We start from the raw sequence: 26,686 nt of genomic DNA on the forward strand, positions 1-26,686 counted from the left end.
CAGGCTTTTTAGCGGGCCGCCGTCCAGCCCTTGTAGTCCTTCAGGTTCTCGGCGGTAATCAGCTTCGGATCGAGCAGCACGGTCGGCTCGGCCGGCTTCTTGCCGGCAAGCACATCTGCCGCCATCGTCAGCGACTGGCCGGCCATGACATAGGGATCCTGCGAGGCCGAGGCCTTGATCAGCGAGGTGCCGGACGCGAACTCCTTCTCAATGTCCGGGGCGCCGTCGACCGCGGTGATGATGAATTCCGAGCGATTGAGCTGCTTGGCGGCGAGCTGCGCGCCGATCGCCGTAGGATCGTTGATGGCGAACACCGCGTCGATCTTGTCGAAGCGGGTGAGCAGCGACTGGAACACTTTCAGGCCGCCGTCGCGCGATCCCTCGGCGTTCTGGTCGTCGGACAGGATTTTGATGTCGGCGTGCTGCGAAAGAACGTTCTTGCAGCCCTTGACGCGCTCCAGGATCGAGGACGAGGCCGGGCCGTTGAGGATGACGTAGTTGCCTTTGCCGCCGGTGTGATCGACCAGATACTGGCAGGCCTCCTCTCCGGCCTTGACGTTGTTGGTCATCACGGTGACGTCGGCGCCCGGCGCCGAGACGTCGAAGGCAGCGACGACGATGCCAGCCGCCTGCGCCTTCTTGACCGCGGGCGCGATCGCCTTGGCATCGACGGCATTGAGCATGATGACATCGACGCCGGCGGCGATGAAGGAATCGATCTGCGAGACCTGCTTGTTGAGGTCGTAGTCGGCCGACACCGACGTCACCTCGACCTTCGGATTGATCTTCTTGGCCGCGTCCTCGATGCCCTTGATGGTGGCGACGAAGAACGGGTTGCCGAGCAGGCCGACCGAGATGCCGACCTTGTTGAGGTCTTTGGCCGATGCCGGCGCGATGGCGAGGGCCGCGAGGGCTGCGCCGCAGAGCAGTTTGGCGATAGTCTTCATTTACTTGCTTCCTCCGATTGCCCCGCGCCTCTCACGGTGCGTTACACACAATCCGGCCCGTCTAGGCCGGCGACCGAGGTCAATCACGTTCTTGCTCCGGCCTGCAACCGGTAACGGTCGAGGGCGACCGCCACGATGATGACCAATCCCTTGATGATGTACTGCCAGATGTCCGAGACACCGGCCAAAATGAGCCCGTTGGAGAGCACGGCGATGATCAGCCCGCCGATCAGCGTGCCCCAAATCGAGCCGACGCCGCCGACGAAGCTGGTGCCGCCGAGAATGACGGCGGCGATGGCATCGAGCTCGTAGGACTGGCCTAGCTGCAGGCCATTGGCGGCGTAGAGTCTCGCCGCCGACATGACGCCGCCGAGGCCCGCGAGCAGGCCCGACACGCCATAGACGAAGAGCAGCACCAGCGGCACCTTGATGCCGGTGAGGCGCGCCGCCTCGGCATTGCCGCCCACGGCATAGATCCAGGTGCCGAGCACGGTGCGCTTGAGCACCAGCCAGGACAGCACCACCACGGTCAGCGCGATGATGACAAGCCAGGGAATGCCGAACAGTGAGCCATTGCCGATGAAGTCGAAAGGCAGGTCGGAATTGAAGACTGTCGTATCCTCGCCGAGCAGGCGGGCGACGCCGCGCACGGCGGTCAGCGAGCCCAGCGTAACAATGAAGGGCGGCAGCTTGATGTAGGCGACAAGCAGCCCGTTGATGACGCCGAAGCCGAGGCCGAGCAAAATGGCGGCCGGAATGGCGAGCATGCCCCAGTCCGGCACCAGCGACACCAGCACAGCGACCATCGCCGAGGCCGCGAGGATCGAGCCGACGGATAGGTCGATGCCGCCGGTGAGGATGACGAAGGTCATGCCCGCGGCCAGCACGATATTGATCGACGACTGCTGGCTGACGATGAGCAGGTTGGTGCCGGTAAGGAAGCGCGGGTTGATGAACTGGAAGCCGACGGCAAGCAGCACCAGAACCGGCAGCATGCCGAGCGCGGCGAAGGCCGTGCGCAGCCGCCGGCTCCTGACCGCTGCCTGATCCGCCGCTTTCGCCACTGTGGAGCTGTCGGTCATCTTGTCGGTCCTTCCTTAGCCGCCCCCGTCGCAAGTTCCATGATTTCTTCCTGACGCAGCGGCCTGCCCTCCGACGCCGTCACCTCGCCGGCGATGGCGCCGTCGCGCATCACGAGCACGCGGTCGGCCACCCCGATTACTTCGGGCAGTTCGCTGGAGATCATGAGAATGGCGATGCCCCTGCCGGCAAGACTGTCGATCAACCGATAGATCTCCGACTTGGCGCCGACGTCGACGCCGCGCGTCGGCTCGTCGAGGATGACGACCCTGGGCTCGGTCTCGAGCAGGCGGGCAAGCAGCACCTTCTGCTGGTTGCCGCCCGACAGTGAGCCGGCATTGGCCTGCGCCGAGCGCGTGCGGATCGAGAGATCGGCGATGGCCTTGGCGGCACGCCGCTCGGCGGCGGTGAAATCACGAAAACCGCCGGCGCGCGCGTCTTTCGCAAGCACGCCCATATTGATGTTGTCGGCGATCGACATGTCGAGAAACAGCCCGAGCTCCTTGCGGTCCTCGGTGAGGTAAGCAATGCCGGCCTCCAGCGCCTCGCGTGGCGAAGTGATTGCAATCGGCTTGCCGTCGAGCTCCAGCTCGCCCGCGCTGCGGCGGTCGGCCCCGAAGATCAGCCTCGCGAGTTCGGTGCGGCCGGAACCAACCAGCCCCGCCAACGCCAGCACCTCCCCGTGGTAAAGATCGAACGAGCAGTCCTTCAGCAATCCGCCGTCCGACATGCCGCGCACCGACAGCGCTATCCGGCGCTGACTATCCGGCGGCCGGTGATCCTTCTTGTAGAAGGCCGAGAGATCGCGGCCGACCATCATCGAGACCAGGCGCGATGCATTGAGATCGGCGCGTTCCAGCGTGCCGACATAGCCGCTGTCGCGCAGCACGCTGACGCGATCGGCGAGCTGGTAGACCTCCTCCATGCGGTGGCTGATGTAGATGATGGCAATGCCTTGTGCCTTCAGCGCCCCGATCACCTCGAACAGCCGGTCGGTCTCGCGCGAGGTCAGCGAGGTGGTCGGCTCGTCCATGACGATGATGCGGGCGCTGGTCGACAGCGCGCGGGCGATCTCGACCAGCTGGCGCTCGCCCAGCGACAGGCTAGAGACCAAGGCGCGCGCCGAAAAGGAGACGCCGAGCCGCTCGATGATTTCCTTGGCGCGACGGTTGCACTGGTCGCGGTCGACGATGCCGAACCTACGCGGCTCGTTGCCGAGGAAGATGTTCTGCGCCACAGTCAGGTTCGGCGCCAGCGACAGCTCCTGGTAGATGACCGCGATGCCCTGGGCGCGAGCCTTGATCGGATCGCCGCTGGCGACCGGCGCACCGTCGATCAGGATCTCGCCGCCGGCATCCGGCCGATAGGCGCCGGACAGCACCTTCATCAGCGTCGACTTGCCGGCGCCGTTCTCGCCCATCAGCGCATGCAGTTCGCCGGCATTGACGGTGAGCGATACGTCGTGCAGGGCCCGGACGGGACCGAAGGTCTTGGAGATGTGGCGCATCTCCAGCACCGGCCTTTGCGACGCCTCGACGCGGGCGGCGGCGCTCATTGCGCACCTCCTGCCGCCGCGCCGGCGATGTGGCGTCCGGCAATAAGGCCGCGCCAGTCGTCGCGGTAGCGATCCAGGCCTTTGAAGTCCGCGGCGCGTACCGGCTCCGGCCTATCGGCGGCGAATTCGCGGCCGATGCTCTCGAAGGCGAGAGCCGCGGCGCCCGTGGCGCTGCCTTCCAGCGTGGCCCCCTGCAGGAAGGATTGGCCGGGCCGCAGCGCCGCCAGGAGGCCGGCAAGCATCCCATCCGCATTCAGTCCGCCATCGACGATGACGGTGTCTGCCGAACGGATCAGGTCGAGCGAGAGATCGATCATCAGAGCCACATAAAGCAGCGCTACGGCGGCGCGCTCCCCAGCACCGGAAACGGGCCCGAGGATCTCGCCCGTCCGGCCCGGCAGCGGTCCGCCCGGGGCAAAGCTCGGCACGGCCATCGTGCCGGCGTCGATCGCCCGCTGTATGGCGGCCGAGGCGATCGCGCCTTGCCAGTTGCCGCTGATCACGGCGAATTCGCGCCCGCCCATGAAGCGGATCGTAGGCACCGGGCCGCCGTCGACATCGACATTGGCCAGCATGTCGCGCTCGCGGTCGAGCGCCTCGAACGGACAGTCAGGGTTGAGAACGATCACCCAGGTGCCCGTCGACACCACGGTGAGCGGCCCGAGGTCCTGCCGGCGATACGCATGGAGCGCGGCATTGCTGTCATGGACGCCGTTGTGAATGGCGACCGGTCTGCCCGCCCGGCCAAAGCGCCGCTCGCCGGTCACGGCGCCGGCGTGCGCGAAGGCGGGCATGTGGCCGCGCCAGCCCTCGGCATCGACCAGCGAGGAGAAGTCACGCTTGCTCGGTGCCCACAGATGCGAGTGGCAGCCGAGATAGGAGACTTCCGAAACGGCGTGGCCGCCGAAGCGCCAGCTCCAATATTGCGGATAACCGAGAATCGCCTTCGCCGCCGAGAACGCGCCGGGCTCCACTTCCTTCAGCCACAGCATGTGGCGGCCATAATTGAAGCCGAGCGGCAGGCGCGGCGAGAAGGTCTCGGCGAAGTCGGGAATGCGCCGATCGATCCGCGCGGCGATCTCGGCGGGCGGCTCCTGCTCATAGTCTAGGATCGGATGCGTCAGCGCCGTATCGTCGACCAGCGCGAAGGTGCAGCCGTGGCCCGACACCATCAGACCTTCGATGCCGTGGGCATCAGCGGCCTCGTTGAGGGCGTCCAGCGCCCAGTTATGCAGCGCCGTTTCGTCAAGCACGCTGAGCCCGCTTTTGCGTATCCAGTCGGGTTTCGTGCGCCGTTCGTCGAGGATGCGCCCGTCCTGGTCGAAGACGAACAGCTTCGAATTGGTCTTGCCGAAATCGAGCACCGCCACCTTCACTGGACGGCTCCCGAAGGCGAGGCGATACGCACGGTGACACCGGCATCTTCCAGCATCCGCGCATCGGCGTCGGACAGGCCGTCATCGGTCACCAGCGTGCCGATGCGCGACAGCGGCAGCGCGACATTGCGGGCGTGGATCGACAGCTTCCGGCTGTCCGCCAGCACGACGATCTGGTCGGCGCAAAGGCTGAGATCGATAATCGAGCGCACCAGCAGCGGATGCGATTCCAGCACGCCCTCATGGCCGAGGCCCTGCGCGCCGAGAAAGAACTTCGAGGCATAAAACGGCACGGCCTGGGTGAGCGAATGGATGATGCCGGGCTCGCGGTGCAGATCGCCGCCGGCGATGGTCAGGCTGCAATGGCCATGGTCGCTGAGATAGGCGGCGAGCGGCATGGAATTGGTGAAGAGGCGAATGTTGCGGTCGGCAAGCTTGACGCCGAGATGGAAGCAGGTCGAGCCGCCATGGACGATGACCGCATCGCCGTCGCGCACCATGGTGGCGGCTACAGCGGCGATTTGCCGTTTGGCATCGACCGCCAGGTCACGGTTCTCGTCATAGGGCCTCGCATAGGCGATGCCGGCATGCGAGGCGCCGTCGAGCGCCGAGATGCCGCCATAGACCTTCCTGGCTTCGCCGGCCTCGTCGATCTTGTCGATGTCGCGCCTGACCGTCGCCGCCGACACGCCAAGCCGCTCCTGCAGTTCACGCACCGAAGCGAACGGCCGGTCCCGCAATAGCTCGACGATCTGACGCTGGCGGCCGGAGTCGCTCAACTCTTCCTCCCGACAATGCCATTTTCCATGACAATTGATGCAACTTACTCAACATCAGTCGGATTGCAAGCCCGTTTTGACGATAATAGATCACTGTTGACGTAGATCGCTCGCATCTGCGATATCAGCACCAATCATTCTCCTGTAATGGGAGATCGTGCGAGACCGACGAGCCGTTGGAGGAAGATCGCAATGGCGACCACAGTTGATGCGCAGGAGCTGGCCGCCTTGCGGATACTTTCGGCAGCCATCGGCGACGATCCGCACCTGACACAGGCAGCCGGCGGCAACACATCGCTGAAGGCAGGGGACACGCTGTGGATCAAGGCCTCCGGCACCTGGTTGAGGGACGCGCTGATTGACGACATCATGGTACCGGTCGCGATGGGTCCGCTCGTCGAGGCCCTCGAACGGCGCGATCCGAGCGCCGACAAGCCGCAGGCCTTTGCCATCGATGCCCTCAATCCGCGCGGCTTGCGCCCTTCGATCGAAACCACCGTACACGCGCTGATGCCGCAGCGAGTGGTGCTGCATGTCCACTGCGTCGAGACAATCTCATTCGCCGTTCAGGCCGATTGCGAGATCGAGGCCGGGCGGCGTCTCCAGGGCATCGCGTGGGCTTATGTCCCCTATCGCCGGCCGGGCCTGCCGCTTGCCCAGGGCATTGTCGAGCGTCTCCGGCAGGGGGTCGACGTGCTGATCCTCGGCAATCACGGACTGGTCGTCGCAGCGGAGACCGTGGCCGATGCGGAGCGTCTGCTGCACCGGGTGAGATCGCTTTTGGCCCGCCCGGCGCGGCAGACACCGATCCCGGATATAGCGGCGCTGGCGGCACTTGCCGATGGCAGCGGTTACCGATTGCCGGCAGATATCGAGGCGCATGCGGTGGCGCTCGATGCGGACAGCCGCCGCATCGCCGAAGCCGGCAGCCTCTACCCTGACCACGTCATCTTCCTTGGCCGGGGCTCCGTGGTGGCAAGGCCTGGCGAGAAGGTCGCCGACGTCGTCGCGCGGCTGGGCACGAACCCCGTCGCGGTCCTCTTTCCGGGCGCCGGCGTGCTGATGCGCGGCGACGCCAGCTCCGGCGCGGACGCTATGCAGCGCTGCCTCGCCGACGTGACCGCGCGGATCGACACCACGGCGCGATTGAATTATCTCACCGCCGCCGAAAATGACGAGCTGGTCAACTGGGATGCCGAGCAGTATCGCCAGAGACTCAACGCGGCGGGTTAGGCGAATGGCGCCTCTTGCATTAGGCATCGACATCGGCACCTCCGGAGCGCGCGCCGTCGCGATGCGTCCGGACTTCTCCACCGCCGCGAGCGCCGCCGTGCCGCTCGAGCGCTTCGGCGCGAACGGCCGCGATCCGGCCGTTTGGTGGGCCGCCGTCGAAGCGACACTGCACGAGCTTTTTTCGCGCATCGATCGCATGGCTGTGCGCGCGATCGCCGTGGACGGTACGTCGGGAACCGTGCTGCCGACCGACGACGCCGGACGGCCGCTGGCCGAGCCGCTGATGTACAACGACAAGGTTCCGGATGCGGCCATCCTCGCCGTGATCGCCGGCACGGCGCCGGAGGCAAGTGCTGCGCATGGGGCGACCTCCGGTCTCGCCAAGGCGCTCTGGTTCCAGCGCCTGCCTGGCATCCACGCCGTGCTGCACCAGGCCGACTGGATTGCCGGGCAATTCTCGGCCCGCTTCGACATCAGCGACGAGAACAACAGCCTGAAGACCGGCTACGATGCCGAGGCGCGCCGCTGGCCGGAATGGATCGCGGCGACCGGCATGCGCGTGGAGCTTCTGCCCACCATTGTCAGGCCGGGTAGCGTGACCGGCAGGCTTACGGCCGCCGCCGCCGACCTGTTCGGGTTGCCGCGCGATGTCGCGGTGGTCGCCGGCACCACGGACGGCTGCGCCTCTTTCTTGGCGACGGGCGCGGCGGCCGCGGGCGACGGTGTCACCGCTCTCGGATCGTCGCTGACCATCAAGATCCTGTCCGACCGGCCGATCTCGGCGCCGCGCTACGGCATATACAGCCACCGGCTCGGCGATGCCTGGCTCGCGGGCGGCGCGTCGAACACCGGCGGCAAGGTGCTCGCCCAGCATTTTTCGCTCGCGCGCATCGTCGAACTCAGCGCCGCAATCGATCCCGCGACGGAGACCGGCCTCGACTATTATCCGCTCGGTTCGACCGGCGAACGTTTTCCGGTCACCGATCCAACGCTCCAGCCGCGCCTGCTGCCCCGACCGGAATCGGACGCCGACTATCTCAAGGCGATGCTGGAAGGCATCGCGGCCATCGAGGCGCTCGGCTACCAGAGGCTCGCCGAACTCGGCGCGCCGAAGCTCACCTCGGTTCGAAGCGTCGGCGGCGGCGCCGCCAATGCCGCCTGGACCGCGATCCGACGGCGCAAGCTCGGCGTCGATTTTCTGCCGGCGCTCTCCGATGAGGCTGCGGCTGGCACGGCGCGGCTGGCGCTGATGGGCGCAAAGCAGGCGGGGCTGCTGCTGTGAGCGCGAAGCACGCCGTGCATCTCGACGGGATCGCAGCGCTCGCCGAACGCTACGAAGTGTTCCTGCTCGACCAGTTCGGCGTGCTGCATGGCGGACAACAGCCTTATCCCGGCGCGGTCGAAGCCCTGTCGGCGCTGAAGCGCGCCGGCAAGACCGTGGCGCTGATCTCGAATTCCGGCAAGCGGGCGGAGCCAAACGAAAGGCGGCTGCTGAAGCTTGGTTTCGAAGCGGGAAGCTGGGATCATTTCGTCTCATCCGGCGAGGTGGCTTGGCGCATCTTCCGAAACATGGCGGACTCGGGCGCGCTGCGGGCTGGCACAAGATGCCTGCTGATCAGCCGCGACGAGGACCGTTCGGCGATCGAGGGCCTGCCACTCGTTCTGACCGAGCGCGGCGATGACGCCGATCTGGTGCTGATCGCGGCCAGTGAAGGCGACCGGTACGACCTCGACCACTACCGAAGACTTCTCGGCCCGGCGGCGGCGCGGAAGGTGCCGTGCTTCTGCACCAACCCCGATCGGATCATGCTGACCGCGGTCGGACCGGGCTTCGGCGCCGGCGAGATCGCCGATCTTTACGAACAGCTCGGCGGCAGCGTCACCCGTATCGGCAAGCCCTATCCGGCGATCTATGAGGCGGCGCTGGCGCTTGCGGGACATCCGGCACTCAGCGATGTGATCTGTGTCGGTGACAGTGTCGAGCACGATATAGCCGGCGGCAACGCGGCCGGCGTGTCGACCGCGCTGGTGATGACGGGAATATTGGCCGACAGGAGCGACCTGACGGGGCTGTTCGCAGACTTTGGCGCGTGGCCTGACTACACTCTGGGCGCTTTCCGCTGGCGCTGATCCGCGGACCTATCCAATCCGGTTTCCGCTCTTCGGATCAAACAGATGCAGCGCAGCCGGATCGGCGCCGAGGCGGATGATGTCGCCCGGCCTCACATCGCTGCGGCCCATGACGAAGACGCAGACCTGCTGGTTGGCCAGCCTGACATAGAACTGCGTCGACAGGCCGAGCGGCTCGACCACCTCGACCTCGGCCTTCAGCGCGCCGTCGTCGACCAGCTTGATGTGTTCCGGCCGCAGTCCGATGGTGAGGTCATCGCCGTCGCTGAGCGGCAGGCCATCCGGCAGCCGCAGCTTCTGGCCATCGGCGAGCACGGCATCGACCTTGCCAGCCTTGGCGACCTTAGCCGGCAAGAAATTCATGCCGGGCGAGCCGATGAAGCCGGCGACGAAGGTGTTGACCGGACGGTCGTAAAGCTCGAGCGGACGGCCGACCTGCTGCACATAGCCGTCATGCATGACGACAATGCGATCGGCCATGGTCATCGCCTCGACCTGATCATGGGTGACATAGACCGACGTGGTCTTGAGCTGCTGGTGCAGCGCCTTGATCTCGGCGCGCATATGGACGCGCAATTTGGCGTCGAGGTTGGACAGCGGCTCGTCGAACAGGAACACTTTCGGGTCGCGCACGATGGCGCGGCCCATGGCGACGCGCTGGCGCTGGCCGCCGGAAAGCTGGCGCGGCAGGCGGCCGAGATAGGAGTCGAGGCCGAGCCGCTTGGCGGCGGCGCCCACCCTGCCGTCGATCGTCGTCTTCTCGGCCTTCTTCAGCATCAGACTGAAGCCCATGTTGGAGGAGACATCCATATGCGGGTAGAGCGCGTAGGACTGGAACACCATGGCGATGTCGCGGTCCTTCGGCGCGACGTCGTTGACCAGCCGCTCGCCGATATGGATCTTGCCGCCGGTAACTTCCTCCAGGCCGGCGATCATGCGCAGCAGCGTGGATTTGCCGCAGCCGGACGGGCCGACCAGCACGACGAACTCGCCATCGGCGATCTCGAGATCGACGCCGTGCAGGATGCGCAGCGCGCCGTAATCCTTCTCGACGTTTTGCAGCGTGACGGAAGCCATCTTTTATCCTTTGACCGCGCCGGCGGTGAGGCCGGTGACGAGATAGCGTTGCAGGAAAGCGAAGAAGACGCAGACCGGGATCAGCGCCAGGATGGAGGCCGCCATCATCTGCCCCCAGTCGACGGCGAACTTGCCGATGAAGGTGAGCAGGCCGACGGCAAAGGTCTTCTGCTCGTCGCTGGAGATCAGCATAAGCGCGAACAGCAACTCGCTCCAGGCGGCGGTGAAGACGAAGCCCAGCGTCGCGCCCATGCCGGGCAAGGTCAGCGGCACAATCACCCGGCGCATCGCCTGCGCGCGGGTGCAGCCGTCAATCATCGCCGCTTCCTCCAGGTCTTTCGGGATGCCGTCGAAGAAGGACTGCATCAGGAAGGTTGCGAAGGCGGTGTTGAAGGCGGTGTAGATGATGATCAGGCCGATCAGGCTGTTGGTCAGGCCGAGATCGCCCATGATGCGGTAGATCGGCGGAATGACCATGACCAGCGGGAAGGTCTGGGTGAGCAGCAACAGGATCGCCAAAGTCGCCTTGCCGCGGAAAGTGAAGCGCGACATGGCATAGCCGGCAAGCGTGGCGATGACGGTGACAAAGGCGGCCGTCGACACCGAGACGATGACGCTGTTGAGGAAATAGCGCGGAAAGTCGGAGGCCTCGAGCACGGTGGCGAAGTTCTGAAAAGTCGTCTGTGACGGCCAGAAGGTGATGCCTTCCGAATAGAGCAGACGCTCGGGCGTCACCGAGATCTTGAGCGTCCAGAAGATCGGAAACAGCGCGAAGATCACGTAGGCCGCGATAGCGCCGTAGAGACCGATGCCGCCGAAAATGCGCGAGGAGGTGGAGCGACCGGCGATCATCAGACGTGCCTCACCAGGGTGCGGCGGATGGCGATCAGGCCGATGGCGTAGGCGATCAGCAGCACCAGAAGCAGCACCGCAACCGCCGAGGCGTAGCCTTTGTCCAGCGATTTGAAGGCGCTGACATAGATGTAGACCGGCACCGTGCTGGTCGAGCCGGCCGGCCCGCCCTCGGTCATGACGAAGATCAGATCGGCGAAGGTGGCGATCCAGATGGTGCGCAGCATGACGGTGATGACGATGGTCGGCGCCAGGAAGGGCAGCGTCACCTTGGTGAAGCGCTGCCAGGGCGAAGCGCCGTCGATGGCCGCCGCTTCATGCAACTCGGAGGGGATCGACTTCAGCGCCGCCAGCAGCGTGATGGCGAAGAACGGGATGCCGAACCAGATGTTGGCGACGATTGGCCCCCACATGGCGGTGGCGGGATCGGACAACACGTTGGTCGGCTCGGCCTTCAAGCCAAGCGCGAACAGCCAGTGCGGCAGCGGCCCGATGATCGGGTTGAACAGCCAGGCCCAGGTGAGGCCTGAGAGAAAGGACGGCACCGCCCAGGGCAGGAATACCACCGCTTGGACGACCTTGCGGCCGTAGAAGGGCTTGTCGAGCAGCAGCGCGAGACCCAGGCCAAGGAAGAACTGGAAGAGCAGGCTGGCAACCGTCCACCACAACGTGTTGATCAGCGCCTGGCCGAGCACCTGGTCGGAGAGCATCGCCTGGTATTGGGCAAGGCCGACATATTGCGACTTGAAGGCCGAGAATTTGCGGAAGGAATAGCTGATGCCGATGATCAGCGGCACCAGTAGTACCAGGACCAGCAGGACGATCGCAGGCGATAGATAGAGCCACGGCTCGATCGCGGCCTTGCTCAGCCGTTGCTTTCGCGGCCGGGCGGCGGATCGGATTTCGGAGACGGCGTAGGTCATACGTTTTGGCTCTACGGTGGTGAGTGGGTGCCGGGGACGGCGACAGTCCTTCTCCCCGTTCAACACGAGAAGATGCCGGCAGGCAGATGAGGGGCAGCGCGAACTTATGAAGGTGTGGCGCCGCCCCTCATCTGTCACTTCGTGACACCTTCTCCCCGTAAACGGGGAGAAGGAAAGAAGCTTACTTCTTGTTCTTGGCCATCCAGTCCTGCTGTTCCTTGGTCAGGAACTTGGCCCATTCGTCGGCCACGTCCTTGGCCTGCTTCTGGCCGAGCAGCACTTCCTGAAAATTCTTGATCGCCACCTGGTCGACAAAGTTGCCGAGGTTCTCCAGATGCGTCGGCGGCGTCACCATTTCGTATTTGGAGCTGTCGCTGAGCTCGGTGAACCAGCCCTTGAACTGCTCGGTCTTGAAATGCGCATCCTGGTCGGCGCCATTGTGGATCGGCACGACGCCGACTTCCTTGGCCCATTCCAGATTGTCCTTGGGCGACAGCAGTGTGGCCATCAGCTTCCAGGCCTCGTCCTTGTGCTGGGAATTGGCGAACATCGCCCAGCCGGCATAGCCCAGCGTCGGGTAGGACTTACCGCTCGGACCCACGGGAAGCGGCGCCACAGCGAAGTCGTCGGCGCTCATCTTGTCGGCGATGCCGAGCAGCGCGTCGGGATCCTGGTTCAGCATGGCGCAGGTGCCGGAGTAGAAGCCGGTCACCGTCTCGTTGAAGCCCCAGCTCACCGAATCTTTCGGCGCCAGACCGTTCTTGTACATGTCTGCCAGCATCTGCAGGCCCTTGACCGAGCCTTCGTCATTGATGGTCGAGACACCGTCATCGGTGAAATAGCCGCCCTTGCCGTCGGCGATGTTCATGAACATGTGCATGCCGTTGAAGGCGCCGGGGCCGCCGCGCAGGCAGTAGCCGTATTTGCCGGGGATGGCGGAGATCTTCTTGGAGAAGGAGACGAACTCGTCGAGGTTTTCCGGCGGACGGTCTAGGCCGGCTTCCTTGAACAGCTTCTTGTTCCAGAACAGCGCGTTCACATAATAGCCATAGGGAATCATGAACTGGGTATTGTCGACGGTCGAGCCGAACTGCTTGGCGCGGTCGCCGAGCGTCTTGGCGTCGGGCCATTTGGCCATGAAGGGACCGAGATCCTCGAGCTGGCCGTTGTTGGCATAGAGGCCCATCCAGCGTTCCGGCATCTCGACGACGTCGGGCGTGTCACCGGCCTGTACCATGGTGAGAAACTTCTCGAAGGCCTGGCCCCAGGGCAGCGAGACCACTTCCACCTTGATGCCCGGATTAGCGGTCTCGAATTCGGCGATCTGCTTCTTCAGGAATTCGGTGCGCGGCGGGCTGGTGATGACCTCGACCAGCTTGATGGTGGTATCGGCCAGCGCGCCGCTGGCGGAAATCGCCAGGCCGGCTACGGCGGCTAACATGAAGGTCAGTTTTTTCATCTTCGGGACTCCCATTTTGGACGACTATTTTTTTGATTTGTCGAAGGCTTTACTTTTGTCGAAGGCTTGGGCGATGTCGGCCCAGAGGTCCTCGACATTTTCCAATCCGACGTTGAAGCGGATGGTTCGAGGGCTGACGCCGAAGCGCGCCATCGAATTGATGCCCGGCGTCTGCTCGAGCGAGGCCTTGGCCGGCACGACCAGGCTTTCATGGCCGCCCCAGCTGACGCCGATGCGGAAATATTTCAGCGCGTCGACGAAGGTCGGGATGTCGACATCCTCGGTGACCTCGAAGGAGAACAGCCCGGCATAGCCGGCTAAAGTCTTCTTGCCGGGGTGGTTGGAATAGGCGGGGTGGTTGACCCGCTCGACCTTGCCATGCGCCTTCAGCCGCTCGGCAATGATGAGCCCGCTCTTCATGTGGTGCGGCAGGCGCAGCGGCAGCGTGCGCAAGCCGCGCAGCAACAGCCAGCCTTCGAAGGGCGACAGCTTGCCGCCAAGCTGGGAATAGGTCTGCTCGTTGATGTGCTTGATGTGGGCGGCCGAACCCGCCACCACGCCGGCGACGGTGTCGCTGTGGCCGCCCAGATATTTCGAGGCCGAATGCAGCACCAGGTCGACGCCATGCGAGATCGGCTTCTGGAAGACGGGCGTCGCCCAGGAATTGTCGATGGTGGTGACGATACCCCGCTCCTTCGCCAGCCGGGTCAGATGCTCCAGGTCCTGCAGCTCGAACATCATCGAGGTCGGGCTTTCGAGGTAGAGCAGCTTGGCGCCGGGAAGTGCCGCGGCAACCGCGTCAGGATCGGAGCCGTCGACATAATCGACCTTGATGTGCAAGCGCGGGAACAGCCGCTCGAACAGGCGGTAGGCGTCGCCATAGCAGTTGCGCACGGCAACCATACGCTCGCCGGCGCCGACAAAAGCGAGCACCGTAGCGCTGATCGCCGCCATGCCGCTCGAGAAGCCGCGCGCGGCCTCTGCGCCTTCGAGCGCCGCCACGCGCGCCTCGAACTCCATCACCGTCGGGTTATCGCCGCGGGAATAGATCGGCTGCTTCCTTCTGCCGGCAAAGGTGTCGGCCATGTCGGCGTAATTGGCGAAGGTGAAAAGCGAGGTCTGGTAGATCGGCGGCACCACGGCGCCGCCTGGAAACGGATCGTCATGCGCCAGCAAGGTCGCCGCCTCGCCGAGATAGTCGCCGGCCAGCGGGGCCGGGTCGAAGGTGTTGGGCTGCTCGTTCATCTGCGGTCCGAAAGCTTGAGGTTGGCGGCACCGCGCTTCAGATCGTCCTCAACGGTGGCGATGAGCTTCAGCGCCTCGGCGCGGGCGCCTTCCGGATCATGCGCGGCGATGCGGTCGAAGATGGTGCGGTGGTAGGGAAAGCTGGCATGGCCGAAGTCACGCACGCCGAGTGGATGCTCCCAGAAACGGTGGAAGAGCTCATACATGGCGCTGATGATCTGCTCGAACAGCGGATTGCCGGAGGCGCGGTAGACCGCCTGGTGGAACTCCCAGTCTTCCTCCGAGGACATGCCGGCGCGGGTGCGGAAGGCCTCTTCCATGATGTCGAGCTTGCGCTCGATCTCGGCGATCTCGGCCTTGCCGCCGCGGATGGCGCAAAGGGCCGCCGCCTCGGCCTCAAGGGCCCGGCGGATCTCCAGCGTGCGCATCAGGCCGGCAAAATCATTGCCGCCGGACAGCGTCAGCGGCATGTGCAGCATATCAGGGGAGACGGCGGCCTTGAGATAAGTGCCCGAGCCCTGCCGCCGCTCGACGAGGCCGAGACCCTCCCAGCGGGTCAGGGCCTCGCGAACCGTGTTGCGGCTGACCTTGAGGCGTTCGGCCAGGATGCGCTCGGTCGGCAGCTTCTCGCCGGGACCCAGAGCCTCCTGCCGCACGAACCCCGCCAGGGCCTTCAGCACCGCGTCGTCGCGCGCCGTGGTCTGGATGGGGGGCAGGAAATCGGTCACGCCGGCTGAGCCTAAAGTGGTTCAATGGTCCAACCAATTTCTGCACAGGCGGCGGGACGTGTCAACAGTCGAAACGAGGCTTGGCCGAACGGCGCGGATTTTCCGGTTCGTAGCGCCGAATCGGCAAATCGTTCTTACAACGTCACCGACATAGGTTGGATCGCCGCAAGGCCGGCTTCGGTCAGCGCGTAGACACCGCGCTCGGCCCTGGCGAACCAGCCATAGTAATTGTGCAGAAGGATGCTGGCGGCGCGCGGCGAGAGGGTTTTGAGATCGCGCGGCCGTTTCGGACCGTCGGCCAGGGCGGCGGCGCAGGCCAGCGCTTCCTGCCGGTAGGCGGTCATGATCGGCTTCTTGCGCGTGCTGCCGCCGATGGACGGATCGCCCTTGCGGCGGTGATGCTCCTCGACTAGGCGTGAGCGCCGCCTGGGATCCCGGCGCGGCGGCAAGGCGGCCGGACTGAGCAGCAGCTCCACCTCGCCCTTCTTGCCGACGCCTAGCAGGCCGAAGCCGAGGCGGCGGCAGAGCGCGCGGAAGCGGCGGTCATGCTCGCGGCCCTTGCCGCGCGCCGACATATAGGCGGCAAGCCACACCTCGTCGCAGGCCGCCGCGCGGTCGACGGCTTGCAGGACGAGCTCGAGGTTGAACTGCAGCTTCAACTCGCAGATGACGACAACCGGCGGCTCGCCGGCACGCACGCCGACCACGTCGCAGCCGCCGATCTCGCCCTTGACGGCGAAATCCAGGCTCTCGAGGAACCGCTTCACCGGCTCGTAGAGGGAAGTCTCCTGCATTCGGCAGGCATAGCCGATTCGCAGCGGTCCAGTCGCGCGGGCGTAGTAACAGTTTGCAGCGTCACCTTTCAGGGCCGATGCAGGTAGTCCTCGATTGACTGTGCCTTCATCTCGATCGAGAAGCCGGGCGCACGGGGCGGCATATAGGCGGCATCGCGGATCACGCAGGGTTCGATGAAATGTTCATGCAGGTGATCGACATATTCGATCACCCGTCCGTCCTTGCTGCCCGACACCGCGATATAGTCGATCATCGACAGATGCTGGACATATTCGCATAGACCGACGCCGCCGGCATGCGGCCAGACCGGCAGGCGGTATTTGGCGGCGATCAGAAGCACCGCCAGAACCTCGTTCAGCCCGCCCATGCGGCAGGAATCGATCTGCACGACGTCGATCGCGCCGCCGGCGATGAACTGCTTGAACATGATGCGGTTCTGGCACATCTCGCCGGTCGCGACCTTGATCGGCGCGACAGCCTTGCGGATCCTGGCGTGGCCGGCGATGTCGTCCGGGCTGGTCGGCTCCTCGATGAAGAAGGGTTTCGCGAAGGCGAGGTCCTTGAGCCAGTCGATCGCCTGGTCGACCTCCCAGACCTGGTTGGCGTCGATCATCAGGTAACGGTCCGGCCCGATCACCTCGCGGGCGATTCTGAGGCGGCGGATATCGTCGGCGCGGTCGCGCCCGACCTTCAGCTTGATGTGGTTGAACCCATCGTCGACCGCTTCCTGGCAGAGGCGCCTGAGCTTGTCGTCGGAATAGCCGAGCCAGCCGGCCGAGGTGGTGTAGCAGGCATAGCCTTCGCGCTCGAGCGTGGCGATGCGCTCGGCCTTGCCGGTCTCGGCCTTCTTCAAAATCTCCAGCGCTTCTGCCGGCGTGATGGCGTCGGTGAGATAGCGGAAATCGACGATGCGCAGGATCTCTTCCGGGCTCATCTCGGCGACTAGGCGCCAGACCGGCTTGCCGGCTTCCTTGGCCCATAGATCCCAGACGGCGTTGACCACCGCACCGACCGCAAGATGCATGGCGCCCTTGTCCGGGCCGATCCAGCGCAGCTGGCTGTCGCCGGTCACATGGTGCCAGAAACGGCCGGGATCCTCTTTTACCCAGTCCAGATCCAAGCCGACGACGAGGTGGCGCAGCGCTTCGATCGCCGCGCAGCAGATCTCGTTGCCACGGCCGATGGTGAAGGTGAGCCCGTGGCCCTTCAGCGACGGGACATCGGTGTCGAGGATGACATAGGCCGCCGAATAGTCCGGGTCCGGATTCATCGCGTCCGAGCCGTCGAGACTTTGCGATGTCGGGAAGCGCAGGTCGAAGGTTCTGAGGTCTGTGATTTTGGTCATTGCTGCCTCGTAACTGGCTTGCCTCGTAACTCAACCGGCGGCCGAAACGGCCTCAGATCGACCAGCCGCCGTCGATATTATAGGCCTGCCCGGTCGTGTAGGTGGCGCCGGCCAGGTAGACGGCGAGATCGGCGATCTCCTCCGGCGTGCCGATCCTGCCCATCGGCTGGCGGGCGATGAAGGCGGCGCGCGCGGCCTCATAGTCGCCCTGCGCCTGCATGCGGCCCTGGAGCGAGGGGCTCTCGACGGTGCCCGGGCAGACGGCGTTGCAGCGTATGCCCTTGGCGACATAGTCGGCGGCGATCGACTTGGTCAGGCCGATCACGGCTGCCTTGGTCACGCCGTAGGCGAAGCGGTTCGGGACGCCCTTCGGGGCGCCCGCCACCGACGCCATGTTGATGATCGAGCCATCGCCGCGCTCCAGCATGCCGGGCAGCACGGCGCGGATGGTGCGGATCATGGCGCGCACATTAAGATTGAAGGCAAAGTCGAGATCCTCGTCCTTCATGTCCAGGATCGAGCCGGCATGGACGAAGCCGGCGCAGTTGAACAGCACGTCGACTTGGCCGATCTCGGCGAAGGCGGCCTTCACCGCCTCGTCGTTCAGCACGTCGAGTTTTCGCGTCGTGATGCCAGGCGTCTTGCCAAGCTCGGCCAAGGCCGCCTCGTTGATGTCGGTGGCGTGGACGATGGCGCCCGCCTTGGCGAAAGCCAGCGCGCTTGCCCGTCCTATGCCCTGCGCGGCGGCCGTGACGACCACGACCTTGCCAGTGATATCCGCCATGTTCTTTGTCTCCGTCTTTCAGCCGGGCCGTCGCTCGACGATGTAGATGTGATCCGCCGCCAGCACGATCTCGTCGTGCTGGTTCAAAACCTCGACGTGTTCGATGACGCGTCCCGCGTTTGGCCGTTTGGGGTCGTCTTCCTTGGCGGCGATGGTGGTGCGCGTGCGGATCGTGTCGCCGATGAAGACCGGCTTGATGAAGCGCAGGCGGTCGTAGCCGTAGGAGAAGGCGACGGGATTGATGACGCTCGCCGTCAGCCCGACACCGACCGAGAAGACCAGCGTGCCATGCGCGATGCGCTGGCCGAAAGGCGTGGTCTTCATAAACTCGGCGTCCATGTGATGCGGGAAGAAATCGCCGGTGTGGCCAGCATGGACGACGAAGTCCGTCTCGGTGATGGTGCGGCCGCCGGTGAGGCGCGACGAGCCGATCTCGTAGTCCTCGAAATAGGTGGTCTGTTCCATGTCCGGCCTTACGGCTTTGCGGCCAGCGGCGTCGCCGGCGCGGCACTCGATTTATAGGCGGCCTCGACCAGCGCCATTGTGTGCCAGGCGTCCTCGACGGAGCTGACCAGCTCCGCGTCTTCGCCGGATGCGAAGCGCTGGACATTGGCCATGCGGCCGACAAAGGCATCGGGGAACCATTCGCCGGCGAGCGGCACGGTGACCCACTCCGACCCGCCTTTCGGATAGATTTCCAGAATGTCCGGCTCGCCGCGCGGATAGTCGAGGTTGAGGCCGAGCTTGACATAGGCTGCGCCCTTGGTGCCGCAGATGCGGAACTCGCAAGCCTGATGGCGGCGCCCGAATTTGTGGTCGTGGTTGATCGAGAGCGCGCAGCGCACCGTATCGCCGTAGTTGAGGATGGCGCTGGTGCGCGTCTGCGCGACCTTGTGATTGGGATGACCAAGCGTCTTGGCATGCACGCCCAAAGGATTGCCGAGAAGCTGGCGTATCAGGTCGAGATAGTGGATCGAATGCATGGCGATCTCGACGCGCGGCGCCTTGAGCAGGAACTCCCAGAGCTGCCAAGGCGTGTCGAGCGCCAGAAGCGCGTCGAAATCTACCACCTCGCCCAGCCATCCCTTGGCAATGGCGTCCTTCAGCGCCAGCATCATCGGCGCGAAGCGGAGCTGGAAATTGACCGCCGCCTTGAGCTGCTTGGCGCGGCAGATTTCGAGGATCTCGGTGGCCTCGCCGAGATAATTGCCCATCGGCTTCTGGATCAGCGCCACAGCGCCATCCGGCAGGGCCTTCAGCACCTCGGCATGGCGGCCCGGCGGCGTGGCGAGATCGAAGATCGCGTCCTTTACCACAGCCGCTTCCTCGACCGAACGGAACGCCGTCACGCCCCATGTCTCGGCCAGTTTTTGCGCCTTGGCCTGATCCGGATCGTAGAGGCCGGAAATCGGGAAGCCGGCCTTACGATAGGCGGGAAAATGCGCGTCGCCGACGATCGAGCCGGCGCCGAACGTCACGATCGAGCGCGGTTTTAAAGGCTTCGGCCAGGACTGCGCCAGCGATGCCGGATCGAAGGCATCAGTCATAATGGAAGACCTCGTCCATCGACGCCCACCACTCACCTTCCTTTCGCGTCTCCAGCGGCTCCTGACACGGCATGCAGACCGACCACCATTCATGCGTCTTGGGGTCGGCGGCCATCTTGGCCATGTCGGCGGCGTAGTCGGTGCCGTGATATTCGAAATAGGAGAAGAGCAGGTTCTCCGGCCGCTTCAGGTAGATCGAATAGTTCTTGATGTTGCAGGCCGAGATCATGGTCAGCACGTCCGGCCAGACGGCCGCGTGAAGGCGGACATATTCCTCGACCTTCTCGGGCTTCAAGCCCAGAACCATTCCCATGCGCTGCATCATCCGTCTCCCTATTTCACTATCGCCGTGGTGAACTCGGCGATGCTCTTTGCCTTCACGGCATCCCAGTCCCAGTCGATGCCGATGCCGGGCTCGCTAGGCGCCAGCGCATGGCCATTCTCGATGCGCATCTTGTCGCCCGTCAACTCGTCGAGCTGCGGAATATATTCGACATATTTGCCGTTCTGGACGGCGCAGACCAGGCTGACATGCAACTCCATCAGGAAATGCGGGCAGACCGGCATGTCGAAGGCCTCCGCCGCGTGGGCGACTTTCAGCCAAGGGGTGATGCCGCCGATGCGACCGGCATCGACCTGGATGATGTTGCAGCCGCCTTTCTGCATGTACTCGCGAAAATGCCTTATCGAATAGAGCGACTCGCCGACCGCGATCGGCGTCGTGGTCGAGTTCGACAGCCGCACATGGCCGTCGATGTCGTCGGCCGGCAGCGGCTCCTCGATCCAGGCGAGATCGAGATCGCGCAACCGCTCGGCGCGGCGGATCGCCTCGTCGACGGAAAAACCCTGATTGCAGTCGGTCATGATCTCGTAGCCGTCGCCGACCGCCTTGCGCACCGCCGACAGCCGCGCGACGTCCTCAGAACCGTGCGGCTTGCCTATCTTCACCTTGGAGCCGGCAAAGCCCTTGGTCTTCGCTTCCAGCGCATCGTCGACCAGTGCCTGCGTCTCGATATGCAGCCAGCCGCCCTCCGTGGTGTAGAGCGGGCAGCGGTCCTTGGCGCCTCCGGCGAGCTTCCAGAGCGGCAGGTTCTGTTTTCTCGCCCGCAGGTCCCATAAGGCGATGTCGATGGCGGCGAGCGCGATCGCCGTGATGGCGCCGATGGTGGTGGCGTGGGTGGCGAATTCGAGATCGTGCCAGATCGCCTCGATCCGGTCGGCGTCGCGGCCGATCAGGCGCGGCGCAAGATGGTCGGCCAGAAGCCGCATCACCGACGAGCCGCCGGTGCCGATCGTATAGCTGTAGCCGGTGCCCGATGCGCCGTCGGAATCGGTGATGGTGACGATCGGCGTCTCCTGGCTGACGAAGCTCTGGATCGCGTCGGTGCGCTTCACCTTCGGCACGAGGTCGACCATGCGCAGCTCGATCTTCTCGATTTTCGCCATGTCAGCTCCTCAGCGACTTGCCGGTTTCGGCGGAGAACAGATGCGCGCGGCTTAGGTCGAAGCTCATGCCGATCCTGTCACCTGCTTTCAGCGGCTTCGGATTGAGCATGCGCGAGACCCAGTCGGCGCCGTTGAACTCGGCGAAGACCAGCGTTTCGTTGCCGAGCGGCTCGGTGATGCTGACCGGCAGCTCGACGCGGTGGACTTCGGTCTCGCCGCCGGAGCTCAAGCCGTGGCCGGTCGGATAGAAATCATCGGGGCGGATGCCGAATACGACCTTGTCGCCGGCAGCCGTCTTTGACTTAAACTGGCCGGGCAGCGGCAGGCTGTCGCCGCCGCCGAACATCAGTCGCCCGTCGCTCACCGTCGCCTGGTGCAGGTTCATCGGCGGCGAGCCGATGAAGCCGGCAACGAAGTGGGTCGCAGGCCGGCTGAACACCTCGTCCGGCGTGCCGACCTGCTCGATATGGCCTGAGCGCATGATGACGATGCGGTCGGCCAGCGTCATCGCCTCGACCTGGTCGTGGGTGACATAGATCACCGTCGACTTGACCTTGGCGTGCAGCTTCTTGATCTCGGTGCGCATCTGCGTGCGCAGCTTGGCGTCGAGGTTGGAGAGCGGCTCGTCGAACAGGAAGACATCCGGATCGCGCACGATGGCGCGGCCCATGGCGACGCGCTGGCGCTGGCCGCCGGAGAGCTGCGAAGGGCGGCGCTCCAGCAATTCGTCCAGGCCGAGGATGGCGGAGGCTTCGGCGACGCGCCGGTCCATGTCGTCCTTGGCAGCGCCCGCGATCTTGAGCGAGAAGCCGAGATTCTCGCGCACCGTCATGTGCGGGTAGAGCGCATAGGACTGAAACACCATGGAGATGTTGCGCGAGCGCGGCGGCAGGTCGTTGACCATGCGCCCGCCGATATCGATGTTGCCGCCGGTGATATCCTCGAGGCCGGCGATCATGCGCAAGGTCGTCGATTTGCCGCAGCCGGACGGGCCAACCAGCGCGATGAATTCGCGGTCTGCGATCTCGAGATCGATGCCGTGGACGATCTCCATGTTGCCGTAGCGCTTGGTGAGCTGTTTCAGCGAAACCGTTGCCATGGAAATCAACCTTTCACCGCGCCGGAGGTCAGGCCACCGACGAGGTGTTTCTGGACGATATAGGTGAGGGCCAGCGCCGGGATGATCATTACCACGGCCAGCGCGCACATGCCGCGCCAGTCGATGGTGAACTCGGCCGTATAGTCGAGCAGCCCGACCGGTAGCGTCTTGGAATTAACGGAACGAGTGAGCTGCGAGGCCAAAGCGAACTCGTTCCAGCAGGTTAGGAAGGCGAAGATGGCGGCCGAGGCGATGCCCGGACGCGCCAGCGGAAATTCGACCTGCCAGAACGCCTGCCAGCGCGTGCAGCCGTCGATCTGCGCGGCTTCGGCAAGGTCCTTCGGCACCTGGCGGAAGAAGCCGTCGATCAGCCAGATCGTGAACGGCACGTTGAGCGCGACATAGGCCAGGATCATGCCGATATGAGTGTCGATGATGCCCAGCCGCACATAGAGGAAGAACAAGGGCAGCGAGAGCGCGATGCCAGGTACGGTGCGCGTCAGCATCAGGCCGAGGAACATGCCCGACTTGCCGCGGAAACGGTAGCGCGCGAAGGCGTAGCCGCCGGCCATGCCGATCGCCACCGCGATCGCCGTCGAGGTGACCGAGATGACCAGCGAGTTGCGGAAATAGTCGAGCACCGGGATGCCGCCTTTGCCGATGCCGCTGAACATGGCGACATAAGCGTCGACGGACAGCTGCTGCGGAATCCAGACCGGCGGCTTGGCCATGATCTCGACCGTGGGCCTCAGCGACGACAGCACGATCCAGATGCCCGGCAGGCAGATCACCAGCATGGCAAGGAATAGGCCGACGCGGTGCGCGACGGTGAGCGCGCGGCGCGTGAGGCGGGCGGAGGCGTTCTCGTCCATTCTCACCACTCAGCGCCGATCTGCGCACGCGCCGCGGCGAGCTTGTTGTAGAAATAGACGGTGAAGGCGATCGACAGCAGGATCGAGAAATAGGCCATGGCATTGGCGAGGCCCATGCGGGCATCGCTGTAGGCGGTGCGCCCGACCAGCGTCCACAACAGCTCTGTGCGGCCGGCCGGGCCGCCGTCGGTCATGATCTTGACGATGTCATAGGCGCGCGCCACGTCCAGCGAACGGATCGTCATGGCGATATAGGCGAAGGGCATGACGAAGGGCCATGTGACACAGCGGAAGGTCTGCCAGGGCGTGCAGCCATCGACGCGGGCCGCCTCTATCGGCTCCTTGGGCATGGCGAGCAGGCCAGCCAGGATCAGAATCGCGAAGATCGAGGTCGACGACCAGATCTCGGCGATCGAGATGGCGATGAAGGCGAGATGGCCTTCGATCAGCCACGGGATGGCGTCCTCAGTGATGCCCAGCGACTGCAGCGCATTGTTCACCAGGCCGATATTGTCGTTGAACATGAATTTGAACTGGAAGCCGACGAGGATCGGCGAGAACATCATCGGGAACATCATCAGCGTGCGCAGGATGCGCTGGCCGCGCGTTGCCTTCTCGACCAGCATGGCCAAGCCGAGGCCGAGCAGCATCTCGAGGTTCAGCGCGATGGTGAGCAACAGAACGGTGCGGCCGAAGGCCCACCAGAAATCCGCATTGGTGAGGATCGACAGATAGTTCCTGAAGCCGACGAAGACGAAGAAGGTCTCGGGCCGCGTCAGGCGGAAGGGCGTGAAGCTGGAATAGAGCGACAGGATCAACGGTAGCACCACCACAGCCGCCAGCACGACCATGGCCGGAAGCAGCAGCAGGAACGGCGCGGATGGCTTGAAGCCCTTCATCAGGATCCTGTGGTGTATTGCATTCATTTCGGGCCGCCACGGGCATGGCCAGCGGAAAGTCAGAGAAGACGCTGTCGCCTCCCCCATTCACGATGGGGGAGGCAGCCTTGGGAGCGCTGCTTAGAGCTTGCCGGCGTCCTGAAGGATCTGCGTCGCCTTGGCGGCCGCCTCGTCCAGGGCCTGCTTGGACGTCTTGTCGCCAAGGATCGCCGCCTGCAGCTCCGGGTAGACGGCGTTGGAGATTTCGATCCATTCAGGCGTCTGCGGCACGGCGAAGGCGTGCTTGGCTTCTTCCTGGAAGGCGGCCAGAACCTCCTTCTTGTACGGATCGTTTTCAGCCTGCTTCAGGTCCCAGTCCCAGACCGCGGTGCGGGTCGGCAGCGGGCCGGCGGCGGCTTCCAGCTTCTGGCTGTCCTCATTGGTCAGCCACCACGCCAGAGAGGCGGCGGCTTCCTTGTTCGGGCAGTTCTCGGTCACTGAGAAGCCATGGAAACCCGACCAGCCGGTGCGCTTGCCGGAAGACCCCTTGGGCGCGACCTTCACGCCGACATTGCCGGCGACCTTCGAGGACTTCGGGTCGTTGAAGAAGCCGGCCCAGCCCGGCCAGTCGAGGTTGATCGCCACGGTGCCTGAGGCAAAGCCCTGGCCGAGATCGTCCCAGAGATAGTTGGTGGTGCCGGCCGGCACGGCCTTGGCCTTGTAAAGATTGACGAACCAGTCCAGCGCACGGATACCGGCCTCGGAGTTGAAGACGGGCTTGCCATCCTTGTCGAGATATTCGCCGCCCTCGGCGACCACCATCTCATAGAAGCGGCCGTTGATCGCCTCTTCCTTGCCGGCGAACTGCGTGCCGTAGAAATTGGGTGGGTTGGCAAAGAACTCGGCCTGGTCGGTGACTTCCTTCCAGGTGTCGGGCGGCGCAAGGTCATAGCCGTATTTGGCCTTGAACTTGGTCTTGTTGTCGGCGTTCTCGTAGAGGTTCTTCTGGTAATAGAGCGCCGAGACGTCGAACTGCGCGCGCGGCAGCATCTCGAGTTTGCCGTCGATGGTCGCGGCCTTGATCGTGGAGGGCACGAAAGCGTCGATCTCTTCCTTCGGCAAGAGCTTGCTGAGGTCGGTGTAAAGGCCGGTATATTGCGGCGCGAAGGAAGAATGGTTCCAGCCGACGCACCAGTTGGTGCTGCCCGAGGCGATGTCGGACTTCAGCTCCTTGTCGATATCGAAGCCGTTCTTCTTGGTCAGGATGTTGACCTTGGCGCCGGTCGCCTTCTCCCATTCGGGGATGCGCTCGTAGAGCTTTTCATATTGCTGGCCGCCGATCAGCTTCACGTCGATCGTCGCGCCAGGAAATTTGCCGGGCAGTTCGGCCGAAAACGCAGTGCCGCTCAGCAGCAGGCCAGCCAGGCCGGCGGAAATGCCTAGAACCAGTCTCGTCATGTTCTCCTCCCATGGGCTCGCAGCGACGGCCTGCCGAGTGCGCGACCGGTCGCTTGAGCTTCATTCATATGCAAATAGCATTTTCATTCCCGGGTCAAGCCGATTGTGCTTCCAGCGGAATGAAGTTCATGCATATATGCAGATCGAAATTCACTGGAGGGACGGGTGGCAGAGGAAGAAGACGGGGACCGCTACCGCGCGCCGGCGCTGGACAAGGGGCTGGACATTCTTGAGTTGTTGTCCAGCGTGGACGGAGGGCTGACGCAGGCGGAGATCGCAAAGCGGCTCGACCGCAGCCCGAACGAGTTCTACCGCATGCTCGACCGCCTGGTGCGGCGCGGCTATGTCACCAAGATCGACGGCGACCGTTACTCGCTGACGCTCAAGCTCTTCGGCCTCGCGCAATTGCACGCACCGGTTCGCCGGCTGGTGTCCTATGCGACGCCGATCATGCGGGAGCTGGCCGAAACCTCATCGCAGGCCAACCAGCTGGTGGTGTTCGACCGGGGCGCCGCCGTGGTCATCGCGCAGCAGGAAGCGCCGCGCTATTGGGGCATCTCGATCCGCGTCGGCTCGCATATCAGCCTGTTCGACACCGGTTCCGGCCATGTGCTGCTTGCCTTCCGCTCGCCCGAAGAGCGCAAGATGATGATCGCCGAGCATCTGCAGAGCACTGAGCATCTCAACCTGACGCCGGAATTCTTCGCCCGCCTCGACCAGGTGCGCGACCGCGGTTACGAGATGATGGCGTCGCTGCAGACCGCCGGCGTCTACAATCTTTCGACGCCGGTGCTGGGGCCGGACGGCAGAGCCATCGCGGCGCTGACCATTCCCTACATCACCTTAGTCAACGCGCCCACGGCGCCGGACATCACACTGACGATCCGGCATCTGCAGGATGCAGCGGCAAGGCTCTCGCAGCTCGCCGGGTCGGATGTGCCACAATCGTCGTAATTTCTTATTTGAATAATAGATTTTTCGGCGAGATAGTGTCCTGGAGCGGGATGAACCCAAAGCAGCCGGTCATCCCGTCCTAACACTTTGTTTTTTTGGAGCATGATCTTATCCGAAAAGTCTG

26 protein-coding genes are annotated in these 26,686 nt (G+C 64.4%); 4 read left to right on the forward strand and 22 right to left on the reverse strand.

Annotated features, from left to right (window positions below; all coding sequences use genetic code 11):
* Positions 1 to 8 precede the first annotated feature (8 nt).
* The 5 genes from CK219_RS25220 to CK219_RS25240 all read right to left on the reverse strand — a co-directional run bounded on the left by CK219_RS25220 (position 9) and on the right by CK219_RS25240 (position 5,737).
* Positions 9 to 947, reverse strand: a complete 939-nt coding sequence (locus CK219_RS25220; RefSeq protein ID WP_095769327.1) for an ABC transporter substrate-binding protein — start codon at positions 945 to 947, stop codon at positions 9 to 11.
* A gap of 83 nt (positions 948 to 1,030) precedes the next feature.
* Positions 1,031 to 2,029, reverse strand: coding sequence for a COG4158 family protein (locus tag CK219_RS25225; protein ID WP_095769328.1), 999 nt, complete (start codon positions 2,027 to 2,029; stop codon positions 1,031 to 1,033).
* Positions 2,026 to 3,582 carry a sugar ABC transporter ATP-binding protein gene (locus tag CK219_RS25230; protein WP_095769329.1) on the reverse strand — a complete coding sequence of 519 codons (1,557 nt, stop codon included), beginning with the start codon at positions 3,580 to 3,582 and terminating at the stop codon, positions 2,026 to 2,028. Before CK219_RS25230 ends, CK219_RS25225 begins: the two co-directional genes overlap by 4 nt.
* Positions 3,579 to 4,958, reverse strand: coding sequence for an FGGY-family carbohydrate kinase (locus CK219_RS25235; RefSeq protein ID WP_095769330.1), 1,380 nt, complete (start codon positions 4,956 to 4,958; stop codon positions 3,579 to 3,581). Before CK219_RS25235 ends, CK219_RS25230 begins: the two co-directional genes overlap by 4 nt.
* Complete coding sequence (locus CK219_RS25240; RefSeq protein WP_095769331.1) at positions 4,955 to 5,737, reverse strand: DeoR/GlpR family DNA-binding transcription regulator; 783 nt, start codon at positions 5,735 to 5,737, stop codon at positions 4,955 to 4,957. The genes CK219_RS25235 and CK219_RS25240 overlap by 4 nt, the downstream gene beginning before the upstream one ends.
* Positions 5,738 to 5,929: 192 nt before the next feature.
* On the opposite strand from CK219_RS25240, the gene CK219_RS25245 reads away from it, so the two are divergent.
* From CK219_RS25245 to CK219_RS25255, 3 genes are read left to right on the forward strand one after another with little or no spacing between them, the layout of a single operon-like run.
* Positions 5,930 to 6,970: a class II aldolase/adducin family protein gene (locus CK219_RS25245; RefSeq protein ID WP_095769332.1), complete on the forward strand. Its 1,041-nt coding sequence runs from the start codon at positions 5,930 to 5,932 to the stop codon at positions 6,968 to 6,970.
* Positions 6,971 to 6,974: 4 nt separating this feature from the next.
* Positions 6,975 to 8,252, forward strand: a complete 1,278-nt coding sequence (locus CK219_RS25250) for an FGGY-family carbohydrate kinase (protein WP_095769333.1) — start codon at positions 6,975 to 6,977, stop codon at positions 8,250 to 8,252.
* Positions 8,249 to 9,100, forward strand: a complete 852-nt coding sequence (locus CK219_RS25255; protein WP_095769334.1) for a TIGR01459 family HAD-type hydrolase — start codon at positions 8,249 to 8,251, stop codon at positions 9,098 to 9,100. The genes CK219_RS25250 and CK219_RS25255 overlap by 4 nt, the downstream gene beginning before the upstream one ends.
* Positions 9,101 to 9,109: 9 nt before the next feature.
* On the opposite strand, the gene ugpC (CK219_RS25260) is transcribed toward CK219_RS25255, so the two are convergent.
* The 17 genes from ugpC (CK219_RS25260) to CK219_RS25340 all read right to left on the reverse strand — a co-directional run bounded on the left by ugpC (CK219_RS25260) (position 9,110) and on the right by CK219_RS25340 (position 25,608).
* Positions 9,110 to 10,177, reverse strand: coding sequence for a sn-glycerol-3-phosphate ABC transporter ATP-binding protein UgpC (ugpC, locus tag CK219_RS25260; RefSeq protein WP_095769335.1), 1,068 nt, complete (start codon positions 10,175 to 10,177; stop codon positions 9,110 to 9,112).
* Between the two features lie 3 nt (positions 10,178 to 10,180).
* Positions 10,181 to 11,029 (reverse strand): carbohydrate ABC transporter permease, encoded by an 849-nt coding sequence (locus tag CK219_RS25265; protein WP_095769336.1) that lies wholly within the window; start codon positions 11,027 to 11,029, stop codon positions 10,181 to 10,183.
* Positions 11,029 to 11,952 carry a sugar ABC transporter permease gene (locus CK219_RS25270; RefSeq protein ID WP_095769337.1) on the reverse strand — a complete coding sequence of 308 codons (924 nt, stop codon included), beginning with the start codon at positions 11,950 to 11,952 and terminating at the stop codon, positions 11,029 to 11,031. Before CK219_RS25270 ends, CK219_RS25265 begins: the two co-directional genes overlap by 1 nt.
* Positions 11,953 to 12,133: 181 nt before the next feature.
* Positions 12,134 to 13,411, reverse strand: coding sequence for a sugar ABC transporter substrate-binding protein (locus CK219_RS25275; protein ID WP_095769420.1), 1,278 nt, complete (start codon positions 13,409 to 13,411; stop codon positions 12,134 to 12,136).
* Positions 13,412 to 13,435: 24 nt separating this feature from the next.
* The gene (locus tag CK219_RS25280) at positions 13,436 to 14,656 is read right to left on the reverse strand and encodes a PLP-dependent transferase (RefSeq protein ID WP_095769338.1); all 1,221 of its coding nucleotides are present in this window, start codon (positions 14,654 to 14,656) and stop codon (positions 13,436 to 13,438) included.
* Complete coding sequence (locus CK219_RS25285) at positions 14,653 to 15,384, reverse strand: FadR/GntR family transcriptional regulator (protein ID WP_095769339.1); 732 nt, start codon at positions 15,382 to 15,384, stop codon at positions 14,653 to 14,655. The genes CK219_RS25280 and CK219_RS25285 overlap by 4 nt, the downstream gene beginning before the upstream one ends.
* 134 nt (positions 15,385 to 15,518) lie before the next feature.
* Positions 15,519 to 16,178 (reverse strand): DUF2161 family putative PD-(D/E)XK-type phosphodiesterase, encoded by a 660-nt coding sequence (locus CK219_RS25290; protein ID WP_095769340.1) that lies wholly within the window; start codon positions 16,176 to 16,178, stop codon positions 15,519 to 15,521.
* Positions 16,179 to 16,246: 68 nt separating this feature from the next.
* Complete coding sequence (locus tag CK219_RS25295) at positions 16,247 to 17,524, reverse strand: L-fuconate dehydratase (RefSeq protein WP_095769341.1); 1,278 nt, start codon at positions 17,522 to 17,524, stop codon at positions 16,247 to 16,249.
* Positions 17,525 to 17,576: 52 nt separating this feature from the next.
* A complete protein-coding gene (locus tag CK219_RS25300; RefSeq protein ID WP_095769342.1) occupies positions 17,577 to 18,308 on the reverse strand; it encodes an SDR family oxidoreductase in 732 nt (243 codons plus the stop codon).
* An 18-nt stretch (positions 18,309 to 18,326) separates the two neighbouring features.
* Positions 18,327 to 18,773: a MaoC/PaaZ C-terminal domain-containing protein gene (locus CK219_RS25305; protein ID WP_095769343.1), complete on the reverse strand. Its 447-nt coding sequence runs from the start codon at positions 18,771 to 18,773 to the stop codon at positions 18,327 to 18,329.
* Positions 18,774 to 18,781: 8 nt separating this feature from the next.
* Positions 18,782 to 19,855, reverse strand: coding sequence for a Gfo/Idh/MocA family oxidoreductase (locus tag CK219_RS25310; RefSeq protein ID WP_095769344.1), 1,074 nt, complete (start codon positions 19,853 to 19,855; stop codon positions 18,782 to 18,784).
* Positions 19,848 to 20,177 carry an L-rhamnose mutarotase gene (locus tag CK219_RS25315; protein WP_095769421.1) on the reverse strand — a complete coding sequence of 110 codons (330 nt, stop codon included), beginning with the start codon at positions 20,175 to 20,177 and terminating at the stop codon, positions 19,848 to 19,850. Before CK219_RS25315 ends, CK219_RS25310 begins: the two co-directional genes overlap by 8 nt.
* Positions 20,178 to 20,188: 11 nt before the next feature.
* A complete protein-coding gene (locus CK219_RS25320; RefSeq protein ID WP_095769345.1) occupies positions 20,189 to 21,301 on the reverse strand; it encodes a mandelate racemase/muconate lactonizing enzyme family protein in 1,113 nt (370 codons plus the stop codon).
* A 1-nt stretch (position 21,302) separates the two neighbouring features.
* Positions 21,303 to 22,400 (reverse strand): sn-glycerol-3-phosphate ABC transporter ATP-binding protein UgpC, encoded by a 1,098-nt coding sequence (gene ugpC, locus CK219_RS25325; protein ID WP_095769346.1) that lies wholly within the window; start codon positions 22,398 to 22,400, stop codon positions 21,303 to 21,305.
* A 5-nt stretch (positions 22,401 to 22,405) separates the two neighbouring features.
* Positions 22,406 to 23,272, reverse strand: a complete 867-nt coding sequence (locus CK219_RS25330) for a carbohydrate ABC transporter permease (protein WP_095769347.1) — start codon at positions 23,270 to 23,272, stop codon at positions 22,406 to 22,408.
* Between the two features lie 2 nt (positions 23,273 to 23,274).
* The gene (locus CK219_RS25335) at positions 23,275 to 24,171 is read right to left on the reverse strand and encodes a sugar ABC transporter permease (RefSeq protein ID WP_095769422.1); all 897 of its coding nucleotides are present in this window, start codon (positions 24,169 to 24,171) and stop codon (positions 23,275 to 23,277) included.
* A gap of 120 nt (positions 24,172 to 24,291) precedes the next feature.
* The gene (locus CK219_RS25340; RefSeq protein WP_095769348.1) at positions 24,292 to 25,608 is read right to left on the reverse strand and encodes a sugar ABC transporter substrate-binding protein; all 1,317 of its coding nucleotides are present in this window, start codon (positions 25,606 to 25,608) and stop codon (positions 24,292 to 24,294) included.
* Positions 25,609 to 25,773: 165 nt separating this feature from the next.
* Between CK219_RS25340 and CK219_RS25345 the strand changes: the two genes are divergently transcribed.
* The gene (locus tag CK219_RS25345; protein WP_095769349.1) at positions 25,774 to 26,562 is read left to right on the forward strand and encodes an IclR family transcriptional regulator; all 789 of its coding nucleotides are present in this window, start codon (positions 25,774 to 25,776) and stop codon (positions 26,560 to 26,562) included.
* Positions 26,563 to 26,686 lie beyond the last annotated feature (124 nt).

It is taken from the genome of Mesorhizobium sp. WSM4313, from assembly GCF_002294725.1.
Taxonomy (GTDB): domain Bacteria; phylum Pseudomonadota; class Alphaproteobacteria; order Rhizobiales; family Rhizobiaceae; genus Mesorhizobium.